This window comes from Streptococcus sp. 32226D021BW, from assembly GCF_053545015.1.
The window spans coordinates 227674-244273 of the sequence record NZ_JBPPVC010000001.1; the positions used below are offsets into that span (position 1 = coordinate 227674).

The following is a 16600-nucleotide window of genomic DNA, read 5'->3' on the forward strand; positions in this document are numbered from 1 at the left end:
CGCTTTTAGTTTACATCAACTTGAACTACTTCTATTCTTCCCCCGCCAAGCAATATCAAATGGCAGTCTACACGATCTATCTTGTAGGCTTTTTTCAATGCCTCGGCATAGAGTTGCATTTGAGTTTGGTAACGTTGGCTGAGTTGGCTTGGTTGGTCATATTTGTCGGTCTTGTAATCAAAGAGGACAATATGATCATCATATAGCAGGTAGCCGTCGATAATCCCACGAAGGACAAATTGTTCCTGTGATACAGGATCCGTCTGCAGACTGGCAAATGGAGCTTCTCGGTGGAGTTTGTCCGTATTGGCTAGAATTTCTCTTCCTAAGTCTGTATCAAAGAAATCTAAAATCATCTGAATATTGATTTTATCTTTAATCGCTTGCTCAGCATGAACAGCTTCTAGAGCTTCTCTTACCGTATCTTCCGTCAGCAACCAAGACAAGTCCAAGCGTTGCATGAGTTCATGGACTGCTGAACCGACTTGGGCTCCAGTAATTTTTGGTTTCTTGGAGAAATCTGGCAAGTTGAAGGTCCGTTTTGTTTTGGATTTTGCCAAGCCCTGCCTTGTATCGGACTTATCCATGATTTCCATTCCTTCTTGTTCCAAAATAGGCTCATAGAGTTTCTTGATTTGACTTGGAGTGCGTAAACTTGGTAATTCTATAGCAGCCTTATAGCCTTCGTTCAACTCTTGGACAGAAGACAATAATTTCAAACCAATCTCAATGTCTTTTAACTGGATTTTTTCTATTTGATCCGACTTCACCTCTTTGGCTTGATCAGTTTGGTCAGCTTGCTCTAGTAGTAACTGTTCAGACACAGTAACCTCTACGGTTTCAGTTGCTTCTTTTGCACCTTCTTCCACAGTTTCTTGCTCTGTCTGTTCTTGGTGCCCTCCCCCCTGTTCACTGTCTTCTACCATGTCCTCATCCGTCACAAATCTTTTCTTGAAGTGAAGGTCTTGACCAGCAAAGGCAGCATCAATGGCTAGTATCCAATCTTGAAAGCTGACCATATTTTCTCTTGTTGATTTAGCCAAGACACCATTTTCTTGTTTGCCATCATACCTGACAGATAGTTTTTCTTTGTCCCCTTTTCCAACCAAGTAGAGTTTTATCTCAGCTCGGGTCAGGGCTACATAGAGCAAGCGCATTTGTTCAGATAGATTGGCAATTTTCAGCTCTTGCAAGTTACGACGATAGGGAAGAGTATTCATCAGCACGCGCACCTGGGGTAATGAACTCCTTACCCGATTTTTCATGTCTGCCAGATACTGAACCCCAAGCCCATTTTTTCGACTGATAATAACAGACTGGTAATGGTCCTCTAAGTTAAATTTCTTATCAATATTCATAAGAAATACATACTTGAACTCCAACCCCTTTGACTTATGAATAGTCATGAGTTGCACTGCGTTTTCCGGAACAAATTCTTGAACATCTGCCAGGTCTTTGTCGTTGGCTAAGGCACGATCAATCATGGCAATAAAGCGAGATAATCCCTTGTAACCAGTCTTTTCAAATTGATGAGCACGCAAACCCAGGGCGTAAAGATTAGCTTGTCGCTTGCTGGCATTTGGCAGAGTAGCTACATAGTCGTAGTAGAATTTTTCATTGAAAATCTTCCAAATCAAATCATGGATAGAATGTAGCTTGGCAAAAGAACGCCAGCTATCCAATACTGACAAGAAATGACTAATCTTAGTTTGCAAACCTTTTGTAATCAAGTTTTTCCTAGCACAATTCGCTTGGTCCGCATCATCTTTGATACCTTCTATTTGTTTTGCTTCTTCCATCTTTTGATAGAAAAATCCTGTATTAGCCTGTAGGGAAATGCGGGTCAATTCATCCTCATCAAATCGAAACATAGGAGATTTGAGAAGGGCTACTAGGGCATAATCATTGAGCGGATTGTTAATTACCCGCAAGGTATCTAGCATGACCATGACTTCCAAGGATTTCAGATAGGATGTTAACCCACCATCAGCCACTAAGGGAATACCATACCGGTCAAAAATGCTTGTAATCAGATGATTGTGGGTTCGTTTTTGGACTAATAGCGCAATGTCTTCAAATTTTACGTTCTTCTCCTTATGCAGACGTAAGATTTCCTTAGCCACCATTTCAACTTCGCCAGCTGATATGGCCACCTCCTCTTCCCTATCCTCTGTATCAGACTTATCTTCCTTCTGACCATAGAGCCAGTACTCCATCTGATTTTCAAGCTGATAATCCGATTCCTCGCTATTTCCTGCTATCAAGCAATGTGTACCATCATAGTTAATTTCACCCACCTGTTTATCCATAAGGCGAGTAAAAATCGCATTAGTAGCTTCTACAACCTCGATACTGCTACGGAAATTCTCCTTGAGTAATATCAATTTTCCTGCCTCTGGATTAGACCGATAAAGTTCAAATTTCTCTTGGAAAATCATCGGATCAGCCTGACGGAAGCGATAGATTGATTGTTTGATATCCCCTACCATGAAGCGATTGTGCCCATTAGACAGCAAATCCAACATTCGCTCTTGACTGTGGTTATTGTCTTGGTACTCGTCCACCATTACCTCATGGTACTTGTCTTGGAAATACTGGCGAATGTCCTCGTTTTCCTCTAAAATCCGAATGGCAAAATGCCCAATATCCGAAAATTCAAAGGCAGCTTCACTGATTTTCAACTCCAAATAGGCTTGTGAAAAATCCAAAACAAAATCACGCAGAAGCTCCAACAAAGGCAGAGCTTGAAGCTGGTAGTCTTTAAGCAAGTTCAATTCATAGACTTCCTGCCCTAACTCCCGTAAGCCTTCAATAATTTGTTTCTTACCTGCATTGTATTCCTCTTTAAAGGCAAGTAAATGCTCATCCTTAGGACGCTTAGCATTTGTCAACCCCCTGCCATTGGATTGTTTATTGATGAGTAGAATTTTTTCAACCCGTTCCGTCAAGTCCTTTAGACCCAAGCCATCTAAATCTGTCAAAAGACCCACAACCTCTTCAACATTAGCAAAATATGGAGCAGAGCCAAAATCTTTTTTCCCCCACTCCACATGGTAATGGAAAAAATCTGCAGCATCATAAAGCTGGTCCAAAACAGTTTGCTTATAGTCTTGCTCAAGCATCTGGTCAATTTTTTCCTGGCTATAAAGTTCTGACTGAACAGCCTTTTCTTTTAGCCATTGGGTCGGATTGCTAGTTGATTGGCTAAAATCATAAATCTGATAGACGACTGCACGAAAACCGCTATTGTCTTTCCGACTACCTGAAAAATTGCCCACCAGCTTACGAAAGTCCCCTGATTTGTCATTATCTAAATAGGTTGCAAAAATCTGACTAAAAATTTCTTTTTTGAAACTAGATTTTTCAACCTCATCTTGTAGGATACGAAACTGGGGCGAAATACCCAGACTATAGCCATAGGTCGTGACTAATTTCTGCGTGAAAGAGTCCATGGTCCCGATATCAGCCTTGGTCAAATCAGCCAACTGAGCTGATAGGTGTCGCCTCAAGTCCATATCGCTAGTCGCAGCAATGCTTTTATTAAGATTTTCCTCAATCCGATCCTTTAGCTGACCTGCTGCCTTAACTGTAAAAGTAGAGATAAAAAGCTCTTCAATCCCCACACCACGTTGTAGCTTGTCCAGTATCCGCTCCACCATGACAAAGGTCTTGCCAGAACCAGCTGATGCTGAAACAAGTATGTTCTGACTATGACTATAAATGGCTTCAATCTGCTCAGGTGTCCGCTTGGGCTTCTTTGCAGAAGCAGCCTCCTCCAACTGAATAGCACGAATTTCTTCTGCATTTAAAAATGGTTCAAAAGCCATTAGTCCTCTTCTCCTTTCATTCTCTCTAGCCAATTCTCTCGTTTTGTTTCTTTGACCAAACGACGAGCCATTCCCATATGTCGATCGGCCTCAAAACCAGTAATGGCCTTCAGTTGCTCACCAGCAACCGAACGTCCATCTTTTGTATAAGGGTTAATAGCAAAGCGACCATTGATAATTTCCTCAGCAGCCTTCTGATAGAGATGTCGATTATGCTCCAGTAGAATATCACATTCCTCTTTCTCATAGGTCTGCTTCTCTGTCTTATAAAGGGATGAAAGACCTTGACTTTCCCCTTTAATAAATAAACCCTTGTAGACTAAACTGGTATTGGCAAGCTGCTCTAGGTCTTCCATATTCTTCGTATCCTTTAATCGGATAAGAGGATTTTGTAAATGTAGATACATAGCTCCAAAAGCAGCCTTGTCTTTTGTTTCTTTCAGATGGCGCACAGCTTCCAAATAAGTGACCAATTGGGGTTTCAAACCATTGTAAAAATCAGCCAATGAGAATGTCTGAACACTGGACTTGTAATCTACGATACCTACAGCATTATTTATCAATAAAGTATCCAAGCGGTCAATGGTACCATTGATATGAATTGGACGATTGCCCTGAGTATCTAGGATTTTAATAGCTTGTTCCTCACGGAAACTCTTTTCCTGACCATCAATAGCAACCAAATCATTATCCCTTAGAACAGTCGCTGTAGAGCGAGCAATCGTATCTAAAACTTGCCCCGTGAACTCCGCTTCTGCATCCTGACTATAAAACATCTTAAACTCCGCTTCATTTTGAGTGTCAGAAATAGCCTTATCCAACTTCTGCTCAAAACTATCACTAGATTTGTCCATAGCAAAGCGTTCCATGACACGATGCAGAAATAGTCCGTGCTGGGTCACTGTCGGATGAATGGTTTCCTGCTCCCGCAAGCGTAGGACGTTGCGAATAAAGTAGAGATACTGGTTATTGTAAAAATTGGTCAAACTAGAGGCCGATAGTTTTAGCGGCTTATCTGCTGGATAGAGAACTGCTCGAGTATCTTCACGCAAGGCGATTGGACTGATATCATCCTTGATTTCAGGAATAGAGAGATCTTTTGCTGTAAATTTTTCTTTTATTTCGGATACCAGAGTAGTCCAAAAAGCTGATCGACCTTTCCAATCTTGTTCAAGGCTTGAGAAGGCTGGCTCTTTTAGCTGAGAGAGCAAGCCTTTATAGTAACCGACATCTTGAGGATTTGGACTGAGTGTTCGACCATGCGGTATCACTTGAAACTTCATCAGCTCGACGAGAAGGCCTATATAAGGGGATTGAAGATCTTCACCTTCATTGTAAATCTGAGGTGCAGAAAGGACCAAGTGTGCCGTAGCCGCATTTAGTAAGGACATCATGGTAGCGTGGTTTTTCTTAATATTGTCACGACTGACCAAGTCAAAACGAGAGGAGCTAGCTGATACCAGATTGACCTTGGCCATCTCTTCTTCGGTCAACAGACTGGTATTCTTAGCAACTTTTGGGAAATTAGCCTGTCCCATACCGATAGCAAAAACGTACTTGGTAGTATGAGGCATAATCAAATCATAGGATTTTACATTGACCACATCGACTGTTGCTGGAACAGTCCTATACTGACTGGCCTGCATTCCAGCCTGTAAAATAGCCAGAAAATCATCCAACTTCATCTTTTCATGACCAAAAATCTGACGAAGAGAATGAAGAGTATGGATAAAGCTATTCCAGACTTGTTCCGCCTTATCCTGCTCTGCTTCACCTAACTCTTTAGTGAGCACTTCCATATTTTGAGTTAGCTGAACAGCCTCTAAAAAGACCATAAATTTCTCTAGTAAACTGCTAGCCTTTTGCGGACCAGCCTTAAACAAGGTCAGCAAAGGCTCCATAATCTTGGCCCGCAGAGGTTCTAAGACATTCAAATCATAGATAAGCCCCTTCTCCTTAATTACCTCCTCATCATAGTCTGCTCTGCTATTGACCGAAAAGGACCGTGAAAAAGCAGCCTGGCCCTTCATATCTGCAAATTGCACATAAGATTCAAAAAGATCCAGTTCCTTTGTAGAAATACTGGCGTACAAGCCTGATTTGAGAAGGTTGAGCAGGTCCTCTGGTCTGAAACGGTTGCGACGCAAGCGCTGAAGTGACTCAACAAAATGCACGAGGGGATGGTGACTCATCTCTTCTGCCTTCCCCAAATAATAGGGGATGTCAAATCTATCAAAGACCTTGCCAATTTGTAAATGATAGCTATCAACATCGCCAACCAACAAAAGAATATCCTTGTAACGAACACCCTTGCTAAGTAGATGACGAATGGCGATTGCAACCTGCTCCACTTCAGCTTTTTGATTGATAGCTTTCCAAATCTCAATCTTGCTTTGTTCTGCCTCTGTTAGGGCGATCTGAGAACCACTATAATCGTAATGACATTCCATAATCTTGGAAATTTTACCTAGACTATCCAAAACAGGCTCCTGACCAATGTAGTCAATTTTGCTGCCAAAATGGGCAGATAAGTGACGCAAGAAATCAACATTGGCCTGGTAAACATTTCCTTCAATATAAGCAGACTTTACAGCCTTTTTACTAGCATAAACACCTATCAAAATCTCCGATACCCGTTCATTTAAGGCGCTTACCAAGGCCTCTTCTTCTGCAGAAAAACGAGAAAAGCCATCTATAACAAGGACTATTTCTTTTAACTGCTGATCTAACTGACCTGCTTCAATCATACTAATCAGCTGTGCTAACTTGGACCGGTGCTCAAAGCCTTCTTTGACCAAAACATCAGTTACTGCCAGAATTATCTTAGTCAAATCAGCCTGTTTGTCTGGAGAACCCATAGCTTCCAAGTCAAAAACAGACATATTGGCCCCTTGCAACTCTTTATATAGTGCTACTAGTTGATTGATAAAACCAAAATCTGTCTTTAAACGCCCGTAGACTTTCAAATCACCATCTTTAAACTGTGATAAGACACGGAAAAAAACCATGGCCAAGCCTACATCATCAAGCGACTGCCCTTCCTCTACCTTATCAATCAACAAATAACGTCCTAATTGACCGAAACGTGTCACGATAATGTCAAAAGTAGCTTGCTCTGGCAAGTATTCCAAAACCTTGCGTTCCATTTCAAATGATAGGGAGTTAGGAGCAATATAAAAAACACGCTTTCCTTGTTTGGCAAATACTGCCGTCTGCTCTGTCAGATACTGTGTCAGAGGATTACGAATATCTGTATAGACTAATTTCATTCGGCCACCACGCTTTCATAAAATATACTATGTATAGTATAACAGAATTTGGTTAATATCTGACCAAAAAAATAGAATCTGCCAGTCATGCAATACACCAGCAGATTCTAACTTTACTCATTTTCTTTCTCTTTAGCTATACGCTCTCTTTCCAAGCGCAATTTACGATTGGGATTTAGCGTGTTAAAAAGTTCTTCCAATTTCTCAGCATTCCAAACATCTGCTGCAGAAACGAAATTTCCATCCTTATCCTTGAAGGATATCGGTTTATCACCCATAGACACCTCCAAATTTCTATCATTACTTATTTTTACTCGTCCAAGTTTAAAGCAAGCAACTGAAACAGCCTATTCCAAGACTACCTCGCCTTCGAGTTCCCCAGTTAAAGCCACGCCAACTTATCGGATGTGTTACGACATGGAGTACAGGCAGTCAATGTTACTGCCTTTACGGAATTAGTAAGGTTGGTTACCTCGCTTTTGAATTTCTTGGCTCGGGTTAAAACTGTCCCCGGACATGGTCGCTTTCGTATTTCAAGGCGACCAGCTGAAAAAGTCCACTGGACTTTTTCACTAATCAACAAACTCGAATTCAAACTTGCCGATGCGAACGGTGTCGCCGTCTTTTGCTCCACGTGCGCGGAGGGCTTCATCGACACCCATGCCACGCAACTGGCGGGCAAATTTCATAACTGATTCGTCACGGTCAAAGTTGGTCATAGTAAAGAGTTTTTCTAGCTTATCACCAGATAGAATCCAGCTGGCATCATCTGAACGGCTGATATCAAATTCTGGTTCATCTGGGTTAAAGCCATAGTAAGCCTCTTCTTCTTGGAAGTCAGATTCATCATAGAGCAAGAATTCTGGCGTTTTCTCTAGCAAATCTGCTGTCGCTTCCAACAGATTTTCCAAACCTTGGTGGGCTATCCCTGAAATTGGGAAAATCTGTGGCAGTTCATCAAATTCATCATAGTTGGCTGCTAATTTTTTCTTGAATTCCTTCAGATTTTCAGCTGCTTCTGGCATATCCATCTTGTTAGCAACGATAATCTGCGGACGTTCCATTAGTCGAAGATTGTAGGTTTCCAATTCGTTGTTGATGGCCACATAATCTTCATAAGGATCACGCCCCTCACTCGCTGACATATCTAAGACATGCAAGATAACTCGTGTCCGCTCGATGTGACGAAGGAATTGAGTTCCAAGACCAACACCTTGGCTAGCTCCTTCAATCAAACCTGGCAAGTCTGCAACTGCAAAAGATTCTCCAGATTTAGTCCGAACCATTCCCAAGTTTGGAACAATAGTTGTAAAGTGATAGGCACCGATTTTTGGCTTGGCAGCCGTAATCACGCTGAGCAGGGTTGATTTACCAACCGACGGGAAACCAACAAGACCTACATCAGCAAGAACTTTCAATTCTAATTCCAATTGGCGTTCTTCACCTGGTTCCCCATTTTCAGAAATTTCTGGTGCAGGATTTTTAGGTGTCGCAAAACGGATATTTCCACGACCACCACGTCCGCCATGGGCAATGATAAATTCCTGACCATGCTCCACCAAGTCAGTAATAACCTTGCCAGTTTCCGCATCACGCACAGTAGTTCCCTGAGGAACACGGACCAACATATCTTCGGCGCCACGCCCATGCATTCCCTTGGTCATGCCTTTTTCGCCATCGTCAGCCTTAAAACGACGGTTGTAACGGAAGTCCATCAAGGTGCGCAAGCCTTCATCCACGACAAAGACCACATTACCACCACGACCACCGTCACCACCCCAAGGACCGCCGTTTGGGACATATTTTTCACGGCGGAAGGCCACCATGCCATCGCCACCCTTACCAGCCTTGACTGTAATCTTGGCTGTATCTAAAAACATACTCATAATTTACCTATTCTTTCCTAGAAAAAAACGCTTAGAAGCGCTTAATTCATCAATGCATTGATTGCTGGCAAAATCAGACCAGCCAAGGTTACTAGAACCATTACAATAACGATAATAATCGTTACTTTCTCAAAAAGTGTTTTTTTATGTTTTACTTCTCCAAAAGCCATAGCTTTCTCCTTATTTCAGTATAAATCAGTTCATTTTACCACAATTTTGCCCCTTTTTCAATTGTCACCTTTTGGAGCCAAACATTCCTTAACCTTCTCCGCCACCTTATACGGCACACCAGCTTCTGCGATTTCCTGCAAACTTGCTGACTGGATATTGCCAATGGACTTGAAATGCTTCATCAGAGCCTGCTTGCGTTTTGGTCCCAAACCTTCTATGCCATCCAATTTAGATGAGAAGGAATTTTTTGACCGAACCTGACGATGAAACTCAATAGCAAAGCGGTGAACCTCATCTTGAATCCGATGCAGGAGGAAAAATTCCTGTGAATTGCGAGGCAACTCGACCACCTCTAAGGGATTTCCAAAAAGCAATTCGTGGGTCTGGTGCTTGTCATTCTTCTGCAAACCTGCAATGGGAATGGACATGCCCAACTCCTGTTCAATGACCTGTTTGGCGACATTGACCTGTCCCTGACCACCGTCAATGATAATCAAGTCAGGTGCTGTCAAACCATCTCGCAAGACCCGACTATAACGGCGTTGCAGCACTTCACGCATAGAGGCGTAATCATCCGGCCCCTCAACCGTCTTAATCTTGTACTTACGGTATTCCTTTTTATTAGGCACCCCATTTTCAAAGACCACCATAGCCGACACTGGACTGGTTCCCATGATGTTGGAGTTGTCAAAGGCCTCAATCCGCACAGGCGTCGGAATTCCCAACAGCTGACCGATATTCTCCACAGCACCGTAAGTCTTCTCCAGATTTTTCTCCAGGAGATTAAACTTCTGCTCCAGACTGACACGGGCATTCTTGGTGGCCAGAGCTATGAGTTGCTTCTTCTCACCACGCTGGGGCTTAAGCACCTTAGTATCCACCAAAGCTTCTACGGCTTCTTGGTCAATGTCCTGCGGTATCAACACTTCAGAGGGAATCAAATGTTGTTGGTCCCTGTAAAACTGACCGATGTAGGTCAAAAAGTCTTCGTCCGCATCATTATAGTAAGGAAAGAGATTGACATTCCGCTCAATCAATTTCCCCTGCCGAACAAAGAAAACCTGCACACACATCCAGCCCTTATCTACATAGTAGCCAAAGACATCTCGGTTTTGCAAGTCATGTGCCATGACTCGTTGCTTGGTCCGCAGGGTTGAAATGGATTGAAGGACATCGCGGTATTCCGCAGCCTTTTCAAATTCCAGATTGCCAGCTGCCGCTTTCATCTTGTCCTGAACTTCCTTGACAATCTTATCATCATGCCCCGTCAGGAACTGGGCAACTTCTTTTGCCATCTTGTCATAGTCAGACAGGCTAGGCAGGTTTTCCCCATGTGCCAAACATTGTCCCAAATGGTAGTAAAGACAATACTTGTTCTCAGGGATTTTACACTTACGAAAAGGATAGAGGCGTTCCAGTAGTTTGAGGGTTTGATTGGCCGCACTGACATCGGGATAGGGACCAAAATACTGACCGCCATCCTTCTTAATCTGCCGAGTAATGATCAGCCTTGGATGACGTTCCTTGGTAATCTTGATGAAGGGATAGGACTTGTCGTCCTTAAGCATGATGTTATAACGAGGCTTGTTCTCCTGAATGAGATTGATTTCCAACAAGAGGGCCTCGATATTGGAATCCGTTACGATGAATTCAAAGTCGGCAATTTCAGCTACTAAGGCCTCTGTTTTGGTATCATGGGCACCACGAAAATAGGACCGAACCCGATTGCGCAGGTTTTTGGCCTTGCCCACATAGATAATCTTTCCGTACTTATTCTTGTGGAGGTAACAACCAGGGCTATCTGGCAGTAACTCCAACTTGTGCTTGATTAAATCGTTCATAAAACTATTGTAACACAAGTTTATTCAATGGAACACTAGACATCTTCTCAAAAAACATTAAATTTTCTCACAATTTAATAACTTGTAATGTTATATTTTCTAACATAAAGAATTGATAGATTTTGCAAAAATTTTCAGAATATGGTATACTAGCAAAGTTATTTTATATAGAAGGAGTATGAAAATGAAGAAAAAACTATTCATGTTCTTGGCAAGCATACTGCCGATATTCTTTATTTTTACAGGCGTAAAGGCTGACGATACTATTGATATTGTTTTCGATAATGCCTACGCACCATTTGAGTTTAAAGACTCAGACCAAGTTTACAAAGGATTAGATGTTGATATCATCAACGAAGTAGCTCAACGCTCTGGTTGGACTATGAATCAGTCTTTCCCAGGCTTCGATGCTGCCGTTAACGCTGTTCAAGCCGGTTCTGCCGATGCCCTTATGGCAGGTACAACCATTACAGAGGCTCGCAAGAAAGTCTTTACTTTCTCTGATCCTTACTTCGATACAAAAATCGTTATTGCTACAACCAAGTCAAACACGATTTCTAAATACGAAGACCTAAAGGGCAAAACAGTTGGTGTAAAAAATGGTACTGCTGCCCAAGCCTTTCTTGAAGAAAACAAAGAAAAGTACGGCTATACTCTTAAAACCTTTGATACAGGCGATTTGATGTACAACAGCCTTTCAGCTGGTGCTGTTGATGCAGTTATGGACGATGAAGCAGTTATCCAATATGCCATCCAACAAGGTCAAGACCTCAGCATCGACATCGCTGGTGAAGCTATCGGTTCCTTTGGTTTCTCTGTTAAAAAAGGCAGCCAATATGAGTACCTTGTAGAAGATTTTAACAAGGCACTTGCAGCCATGAAAGAAGATGGCACATATGAAACAATCATGAACAAGTGGTTGGGAACAACAACTGCTTCTGCTGAAACAACTGACTACTCTTCACGCCTTAGCTTGACTGGTAGTGCCACTGCAAAAGCAACGCCTGTAAAAGCAAGCTACACCATTGTAGCGGATTCCTCATTTGCCCCATTTGAATACCAAGATGAAACTGGTAAATATGTCGGCATCGACATGGAATTGATTAAGGCAATTGCAGAAAACCAAGGTTTTACTATTACCATCCAAAACCCTGGCTTTGATGCAGCCTTGAACGCTGTACAAGCTGGACAAGCTGACGCGGTTATCGCTGGTATGTCTATCACAGACGCCCGTAAAGAGATTTTTGATTTCTCAGATGCCTATTATTCATCAAATATTCTTCTTGCCGTTAAAAATGGTAGCGATATTACTTCCTACGAAGGCTTGAAAGGCAAAACTGTCGGTGCTAAAAATGGTACTGCTTCATACACATTCTTAGAGAGCAACAAAGATAAGTACGGTTATACTCTCAAAGCCTTTGATGAAGCTTCTGGTATGTATGACAGCTTGAATTCAGGCTCTATTGATGCCCTCATGGATGACGAAGCTGTGCTTCTTTACGCTATCCAACAAGGTCGCGACTTTGCAACTCCAATCCCTGGTGAAAAATCTGGCGAGTACGGTTTCGCTGTTAAAAAAGGGACAAACCCAGAGTTGATTGAAATGTTCAACAACGGTATGGCTGCTCTTGTCCAATCTGGTAAGTACGATGAAATTCTTAACAAGTACTTCAATTCTACTGAGGAAACAAGCTCTACTACATCTACTGTTGATGAAACAACCATTGCTGGTCTTTTGAAAAACAACTACGGTCAGTTACTCTCTGGTCTTGGTATCACAATCGGTCTTGCACTTCTTTCATTTGCAATCGCTATTGTTATTGGTATTATCTTCGGTATGTTCGCGGTTAGTCCAATCAAAGCCCTCCGTGTTACTGCATCTGTGTTCGTTGATGTGGTTCGTGGTATTCCTTTGATGATTGTAGCTGCCTTCATCTTCTGGGGTATTCCTAACTTAATCGAATCTATCACAGGTCAGCAATCTCCAATCAACGACTTCGTTGCTGGTACCATTGCCCTGTCCCTCAACTCTGGTGCTTATATCGCTGAGATTGTTCGCGGTGGTATTCAGGCAGTTCCTGCTGGTCAAATGGAAGCCTCACGCAGTTTGGGTATTTCCTACGGTACAACCATGCGCAAGATTATCTTGCCTCAGGCTGGTAAAATCATGTTGCCAAACTTCATCAACCAATTCGTAATCACTTTGAAAGATACAACTATCATCTCTGCGATTGGTTTGGTGGAGCTCTTCCAAGCAGGTAAAATTATTATCGCTCGTAACTATCAGTCCTTCCGTATGTACGCAATCCTTGCCATTATCTACTTGGTAGTTATCACTCTCTTGACGCGCTTGGCTCGTAATCTTGAAAAAGGAGGCAAATAATGGCTCAATTGAAAATTAACGTCCATGACTTGCACAAGTATTATGGAAAAAACGAAGTATTGAAAGGTATTACTGCTAAGTTCTATGAAGGCGATGTTGTTTGTATCATCGGTCCTTCTGGTTCAGGTAAATCAACCTTCCTTCGTACCATGAACTTGCTTGAAACTATCACAAGTGGTCAAGTGATAGTGGATGGATATGATTTGACAGATCCTAAGACAGATGTTGATGTCTTCCGTGCCAATGTCGGCATGGTATTCCAGCACTTCAACCTCTTCCCACACATGACTGTCCTTGATAATATCACTTTTGCACCTATCGAACATAAATTGATGGATAAGGCAGAAGCTGAAAAAGTTGGTATGGAATTATTGGAAAAAGTTGGTTTGGCAGACAAGCGTGACGCCATGCCTGATAGCCTATCTGGTGGGCAAAAACAACGTGTTGCTATCGCTCGTGCCTTGGCTATGAACCCAGACATCATGCTCTTTGATGAACCTACTTCTGCCCTTGACCCTGAGATGGTTGGTGATGTACTCAATGTTATGAAGGACTTGGCAGAACAAGGTATGACCATGTTGATCGTTACTCACGAGATGGGCTTCGCCCGCAAGGTTGCTAACCGCGTTATCTTTACAGATGGCGGTGAATTCCTTGAAGATGGTACTCCAGAACAAATCTTTGACAACCCACAACACCCACGTTTGAAAGACTTCTTAGATAAGGTCTTGAATGTGTAAGCTAAACGAAAAGCCTTTGACTAACAGTCAAGGCTTTTTTTGCATCTCACAATGATTTATAAATTCTTTTTATAGGACCAACCTTTCTTTGTCTTTTCAACAGCTTCAAAGCCACATTTCTCAAATAGTTTACGGGAGCCCGTATTCCAGTCATATATTTCTTCGACAAGTATTTCCACAAAGCCCAGCTCCCTTGCTCGATCAATCATTCGCTGCAATACCTTGGTTCCTATTCCCTTTTTCCAATACCGCTTATCTCCAATGGCAATGGCAAAATCATCTGCAAACAGCGTCACATCACCAATTGGGATAAACTGATTGTCTTCAAAAATTTCAATAAAGTAACATTCGCCATTCGTTGACAAGTATTCATACATGCGATGAAGCAAGTCTGCACTATAAACTTCCCCATCCCCGTCAATGAGCCAGACCAATTCCAAATCTTGATGCCATATCAAAGCAAAATCATGAATCCCATCATATCTACGAAGCCGAATTTGATTGTCAATTTCTAATACTGCCGCCTGCTCTACTCCTTCGATCGCCATGAATATCTCCTTACTAGTTCATCTCGGTAGGTCAATTTTATCACAAATCTGAATAGATGAGAATAGCCATTCCTATTCATCTAGTAATGCAAACATCAAAAGAAGCCTCATTTCGAGGCTTCTTGTTTTATAAAAACAATCCAACTAAAGCCGTAATGATTCCGTAGATAAACATAGGTACGGCAGTTTTCTGCATGATAAATCCTTCTTGACGACGCACTCCGGAAACGGATGAGGCCGCAATGATATTGTTGACACAGGTCATATTCCCCATGGCTCCACCAACTGACTGCATGGCCAAAATGCTAGTCATATTCAGACCCGTTTGCGTGGCGATGGATTGTTGAACACCTCCAAAAATGAGATTGGAAATTGTCGCAGAACCCGAGAAGAAGGCTCCAATGGCACCTAGATAGGAAGCGAAGAGACCCCAATATGGACCAGTTGCTGCTGCCAAGGACATGCCGATAATGGATACCATAGACTGTTCACCATTAAGTAGCATGAATTTTACCATGGTCACACCACCTAGAAGGGCAAAGAAGGGTTCCGACACTTGTTTGGCGGTTTGTCCAATCATCTTCCATACTTGACCTTTCGTACTCGGATAGAGGCTCGATAGGGTCAAAACAATGAGGAAGAAAGGAATGAATGCTGGTGCGTAAAGCAATTCATAAGATTCTGTCGAGCTAGTACCAAATACATTGGCTAATGTGAATTTCAGAGCCTTTGTAATTTCTAGCTTAGCAAAGCCAATATCTGTACTTAAAAGCAGGGCATCCGTTCTCATCAGGCCTTTAATCCCTAGCTGAGGAACACGGGTTATCACCAGTATCAAAACCAAGCAAATCAAGGGAAGAGTAGCCATAAAGAGTTCTTTAGCTGTTACTTGTTCCACAAAATTTTTCTTGTTTTCGACCGAATTTAAGCCAATCTGTTTTTTGGCTAACCAGATTGAAATAAGAAAACCGATTGCTCCTCCCAAAAGAGATGGGAATTCATAGTTGATAGTGGCCAAAAGGGTCATGGGCAGGGCGCAAGCAAAGACTGTCAAATAAATATAGAGGAGATTGGCCTTGATTTGTGACCAAGAAAAGACATAACGAAGGGCAATCAAGGGAATGAGCAAGCCTGCGGTTAAATGAATTAGAGCTGCCTTTAAGCCTAGCTCTCCAATCTGCTGACCGGTCAAACCCAAAGAACCAAATCCAAACCAAGTCGGCGTACCGACAGCACCAAAAGATACAGGAATTGAATTAAAAATCAATACTGCTAGCACAACCTTGATGGGTTCAAATCCCAAAGCAATCAAGATGGGGGCTGCAATTGCTGCGGGAGTTCCAAAACCAGATGCCCCTTCAATCATGAAGGCGAATGCATAACCGATAATCATCATCTGAGCAACAGGATTGGGTGTCAAACTAGACATCCATCTGTTGATGATAGCTTGGTTTCCTGTTTTTCGTTGAAAGTTATTAAATAGCACTGCTCCCATAATCACTGTTATCGGCGTTAGGGTAGCAAAAAAACCTGTGACCAAGCCTGAATTTAACAAGGCAAAATCCGTCTTAAAATACACCAACAAAATCAAATAAACCAAACCTGCAATCGCTGGCAAGGCATAACTGGCTGCCAAACGCATCTTAATCATCAAAAATATCAAGAGAACAATTGGAAAAATACTCAATAAAATATCCATAACATTTTTCATTTCCTTATTTTTTAGCTATTGCTTTAGAGTTCTGTCTAAACACAGCTTCTCTTATTATAACCTAGGCCTAGCGAAAAATGCGTTTGTTTGCTCTCCTGATGAAAGAAAATTCATTTTTTCTTCATTCTTCGACAAGTTTTCCGTACAAAAACAGTATATTGACAAGTTTTTATCGATATGCTATACTAAAACAAATGTAGCAAGCGAGGTAGGGAGAAATGGAC

The 16600-nt window shown here is 42.1% G+C and carries 10 protein-coding genes; 2 read left to right on the forward strand and 8 right to left on the reverse strand.

Translation table 11 applies throughout. The annotated features are described in order from the left end of the window. Nucleotides 1–5: 5 nt before the first annotated feature. The 6 genes from addA to uvrC all read right to left on the reverse strand — a co-directional run bounded on the left by addA (nucleotide 6) and on the right by uvrC (nucleotide 10994). The gene (gene addA, locus ACEE44_RS01240) at nucleotides 6–3827 is read right to left on the reverse strand and encodes a helicase-exonuclease AddAB subunit AddA (protein ID WP_449170967.1); all 3822 of its coding nucleotides are present in this window, start codon (nucleotides 3825–3827) and stop codon (nucleotides 6–8) included. Beyond that, nucleotides 3827–7096, reverse strand: coding sequence for an ATP-dependent nuclease subunit B (gene rexB, locus ACEE44_RS01245; RefSeq protein ID WP_449170968.1), 3270 nt, complete (start codon nucleotides 7094–7096; stop codon nucleotides 3827–3829). Before rexB ends, addA begins: the two co-directional genes overlap by 1 nt. Before the next feature lie 113 nt (nucleotides 7097–7209). After that, nucleotides 7210–7374, reverse strand: a complete 165-nt coding sequence (locus ACEE44_RS01250) for a hypothetical protein (protein WP_105117801.1) — start codon at nucleotides 7372–7374, stop codon at nucleotides 7210–7212. 294 nt (nucleotides 7375–7668) lie between these two features. Next, on the reverse strand, nucleotides 7669–8982 hold the full coding sequence (gene obgE, locus ACEE44_RS01255) for a GTPase ObgE (RefSeq protein WP_332412676.1): 1314 nt from the start codon (nucleotides 8980–8982) through the stop codon (nucleotides 7669–7671). A gap of 41 nt (nucleotides 8983–9023) precedes the next feature. Continuing rightward, entirely contained in the window at nucleotides 9024–9152 is a 129-nt protein-coding gene (locus ACEE44_RS01260) for a DUF4044 domain-containing protein (protein ID WP_172052924.1), read from the reverse strand. Nucleotides 9153–9209: 57 nt separating this feature from the next. Beyond that, nucleotides 9210–10994 (reverse strand): excinuclease ABC subunit UvrC, encoded by a 1785-nt coding sequence (uvrC, locus tag ACEE44_RS01265; protein WP_449170969.1) that lies wholly within the window; start codon nucleotides 10992–10994, stop codon nucleotides 9210–9212. Nucleotides 10995–11178: 184 nt separating this feature from the next. Here uvrC and ACEE44_RS01270 point away from each other — a divergent pair, with 184 nt between their 5' ends. Beyond that, on the forward strand, nucleotides 11179–13377 hold the full coding sequence (locus tag ACEE44_RS01270) for an ABC transporter substrate-binding protein/permease (protein ID WP_449170970.1): 2199 nt from the start codon (nucleotides 11179–11181) through the stop codon (nucleotides 13375–13377). Beyond that, on the forward strand, nucleotides 13377–14117 hold the full coding sequence (locus tag ACEE44_RS01275) for an amino acid ABC transporter ATP-binding protein (RefSeq protein WP_449170971.1): 741 nt from the start codon (nucleotides 13377–13379) through the stop codon (nucleotides 14115–14117). The genes ACEE44_RS01270 and ACEE44_RS01275 overlap by 1 nt, the downstream gene beginning before the upstream one ends. 56 nt (nucleotides 14118–14173) lie before the next feature. Here ACEE44_RS01275 and ACEE44_RS01280 read toward each other — a convergent pair whose 3' ends face one another. Continuing rightward, nucleotides 14174–14665 (reverse strand): GNAT family N-acetyltransferase, encoded by a 492-nt coding sequence (locus tag ACEE44_RS01280; protein ID WP_449170972.1) that lies wholly within the window; start codon nucleotides 14663–14665, stop codon nucleotides 14174–14176. A gap of 127 nt (nucleotides 14666–14792) precedes the next feature. Further along, on the reverse strand, nucleotides 14793–16376 hold the full coding sequence (locus ACEE44_RS01285) for an L-lactate permease (RefSeq protein ID WP_449170973.1): 1584 nt from the start codon (nucleotides 16374–16376) through the stop codon (nucleotides 14793–14795). Nucleotides 16377–16600: the final 224 nt, after the last annotated feature.

Coding starts and splice junctions, on each gene's coding strand:
- addA (WP_449170967.1), bottom strand. CDS start 3,827: ATGGCTTTTGAACCATTTTTAAATGCAGAAGAAATTCGTGCTATTCAG.
- rexB (WP_449170968.1), bottom strand. CDS start 7,096: ATGAAATTAGTCTATACAGATATTCGTAATCCTCTGACACAGTATCTG.
- ACEE44_RS01250 (WP_105117801.1), bottom strand. CDS start 7,374: ATGGGTGATAAACCGATATCCTTCAAGGATAAGGATGGAAATTTCGTT.
- obgE (WP_332412676.1), bottom strand. CDS start 8,982: ATGAGTATGTTTTTAGATACAGCCAAGATTACAGTCAAGGCTGGTAAG.
- ACEE44_RS01260 (WP_172052924.1), bottom strand. CDS start 9,152: ATGGCTTTTGGAGAAGTAAAACATAAAAAAACACTTTTTGAGAAAGTA.
- uvrC (WP_449170969.1), bottom strand. CDS start 10,994: ATGAACGATTTAATCAAGCACAAGTTGGAGTTACTGCCAGATAGCCCT.
- ACEE44_RS01270 (WP_449170970.1), top strand. CDS start 11,179: ATGAAGAAAAAACTATTCATGTTCTTGGCAAGCATACTGCCGATATTC.
- ACEE44_RS01275 (WP_449170971.1), top strand. CDS start 13,377: ATGGCTCAATTGAAAATTAACGTCCATGACTTGCACAAGTATTATGGA.
- ACEE44_RS01280 (WP_449170972.1), bottom strand. CDS start 14,665: ATGGCGATCGAAGGAGTAGAGCAGGCGGCAGTATTAGAAATTGACAAT.
- ACEE44_RS01285 (WP_449170973.1), bottom strand. CDS start 16,376: ATGAAAAATGTTATGGATATTTTATTGAGTATTTTTCCAATTGTTCTC.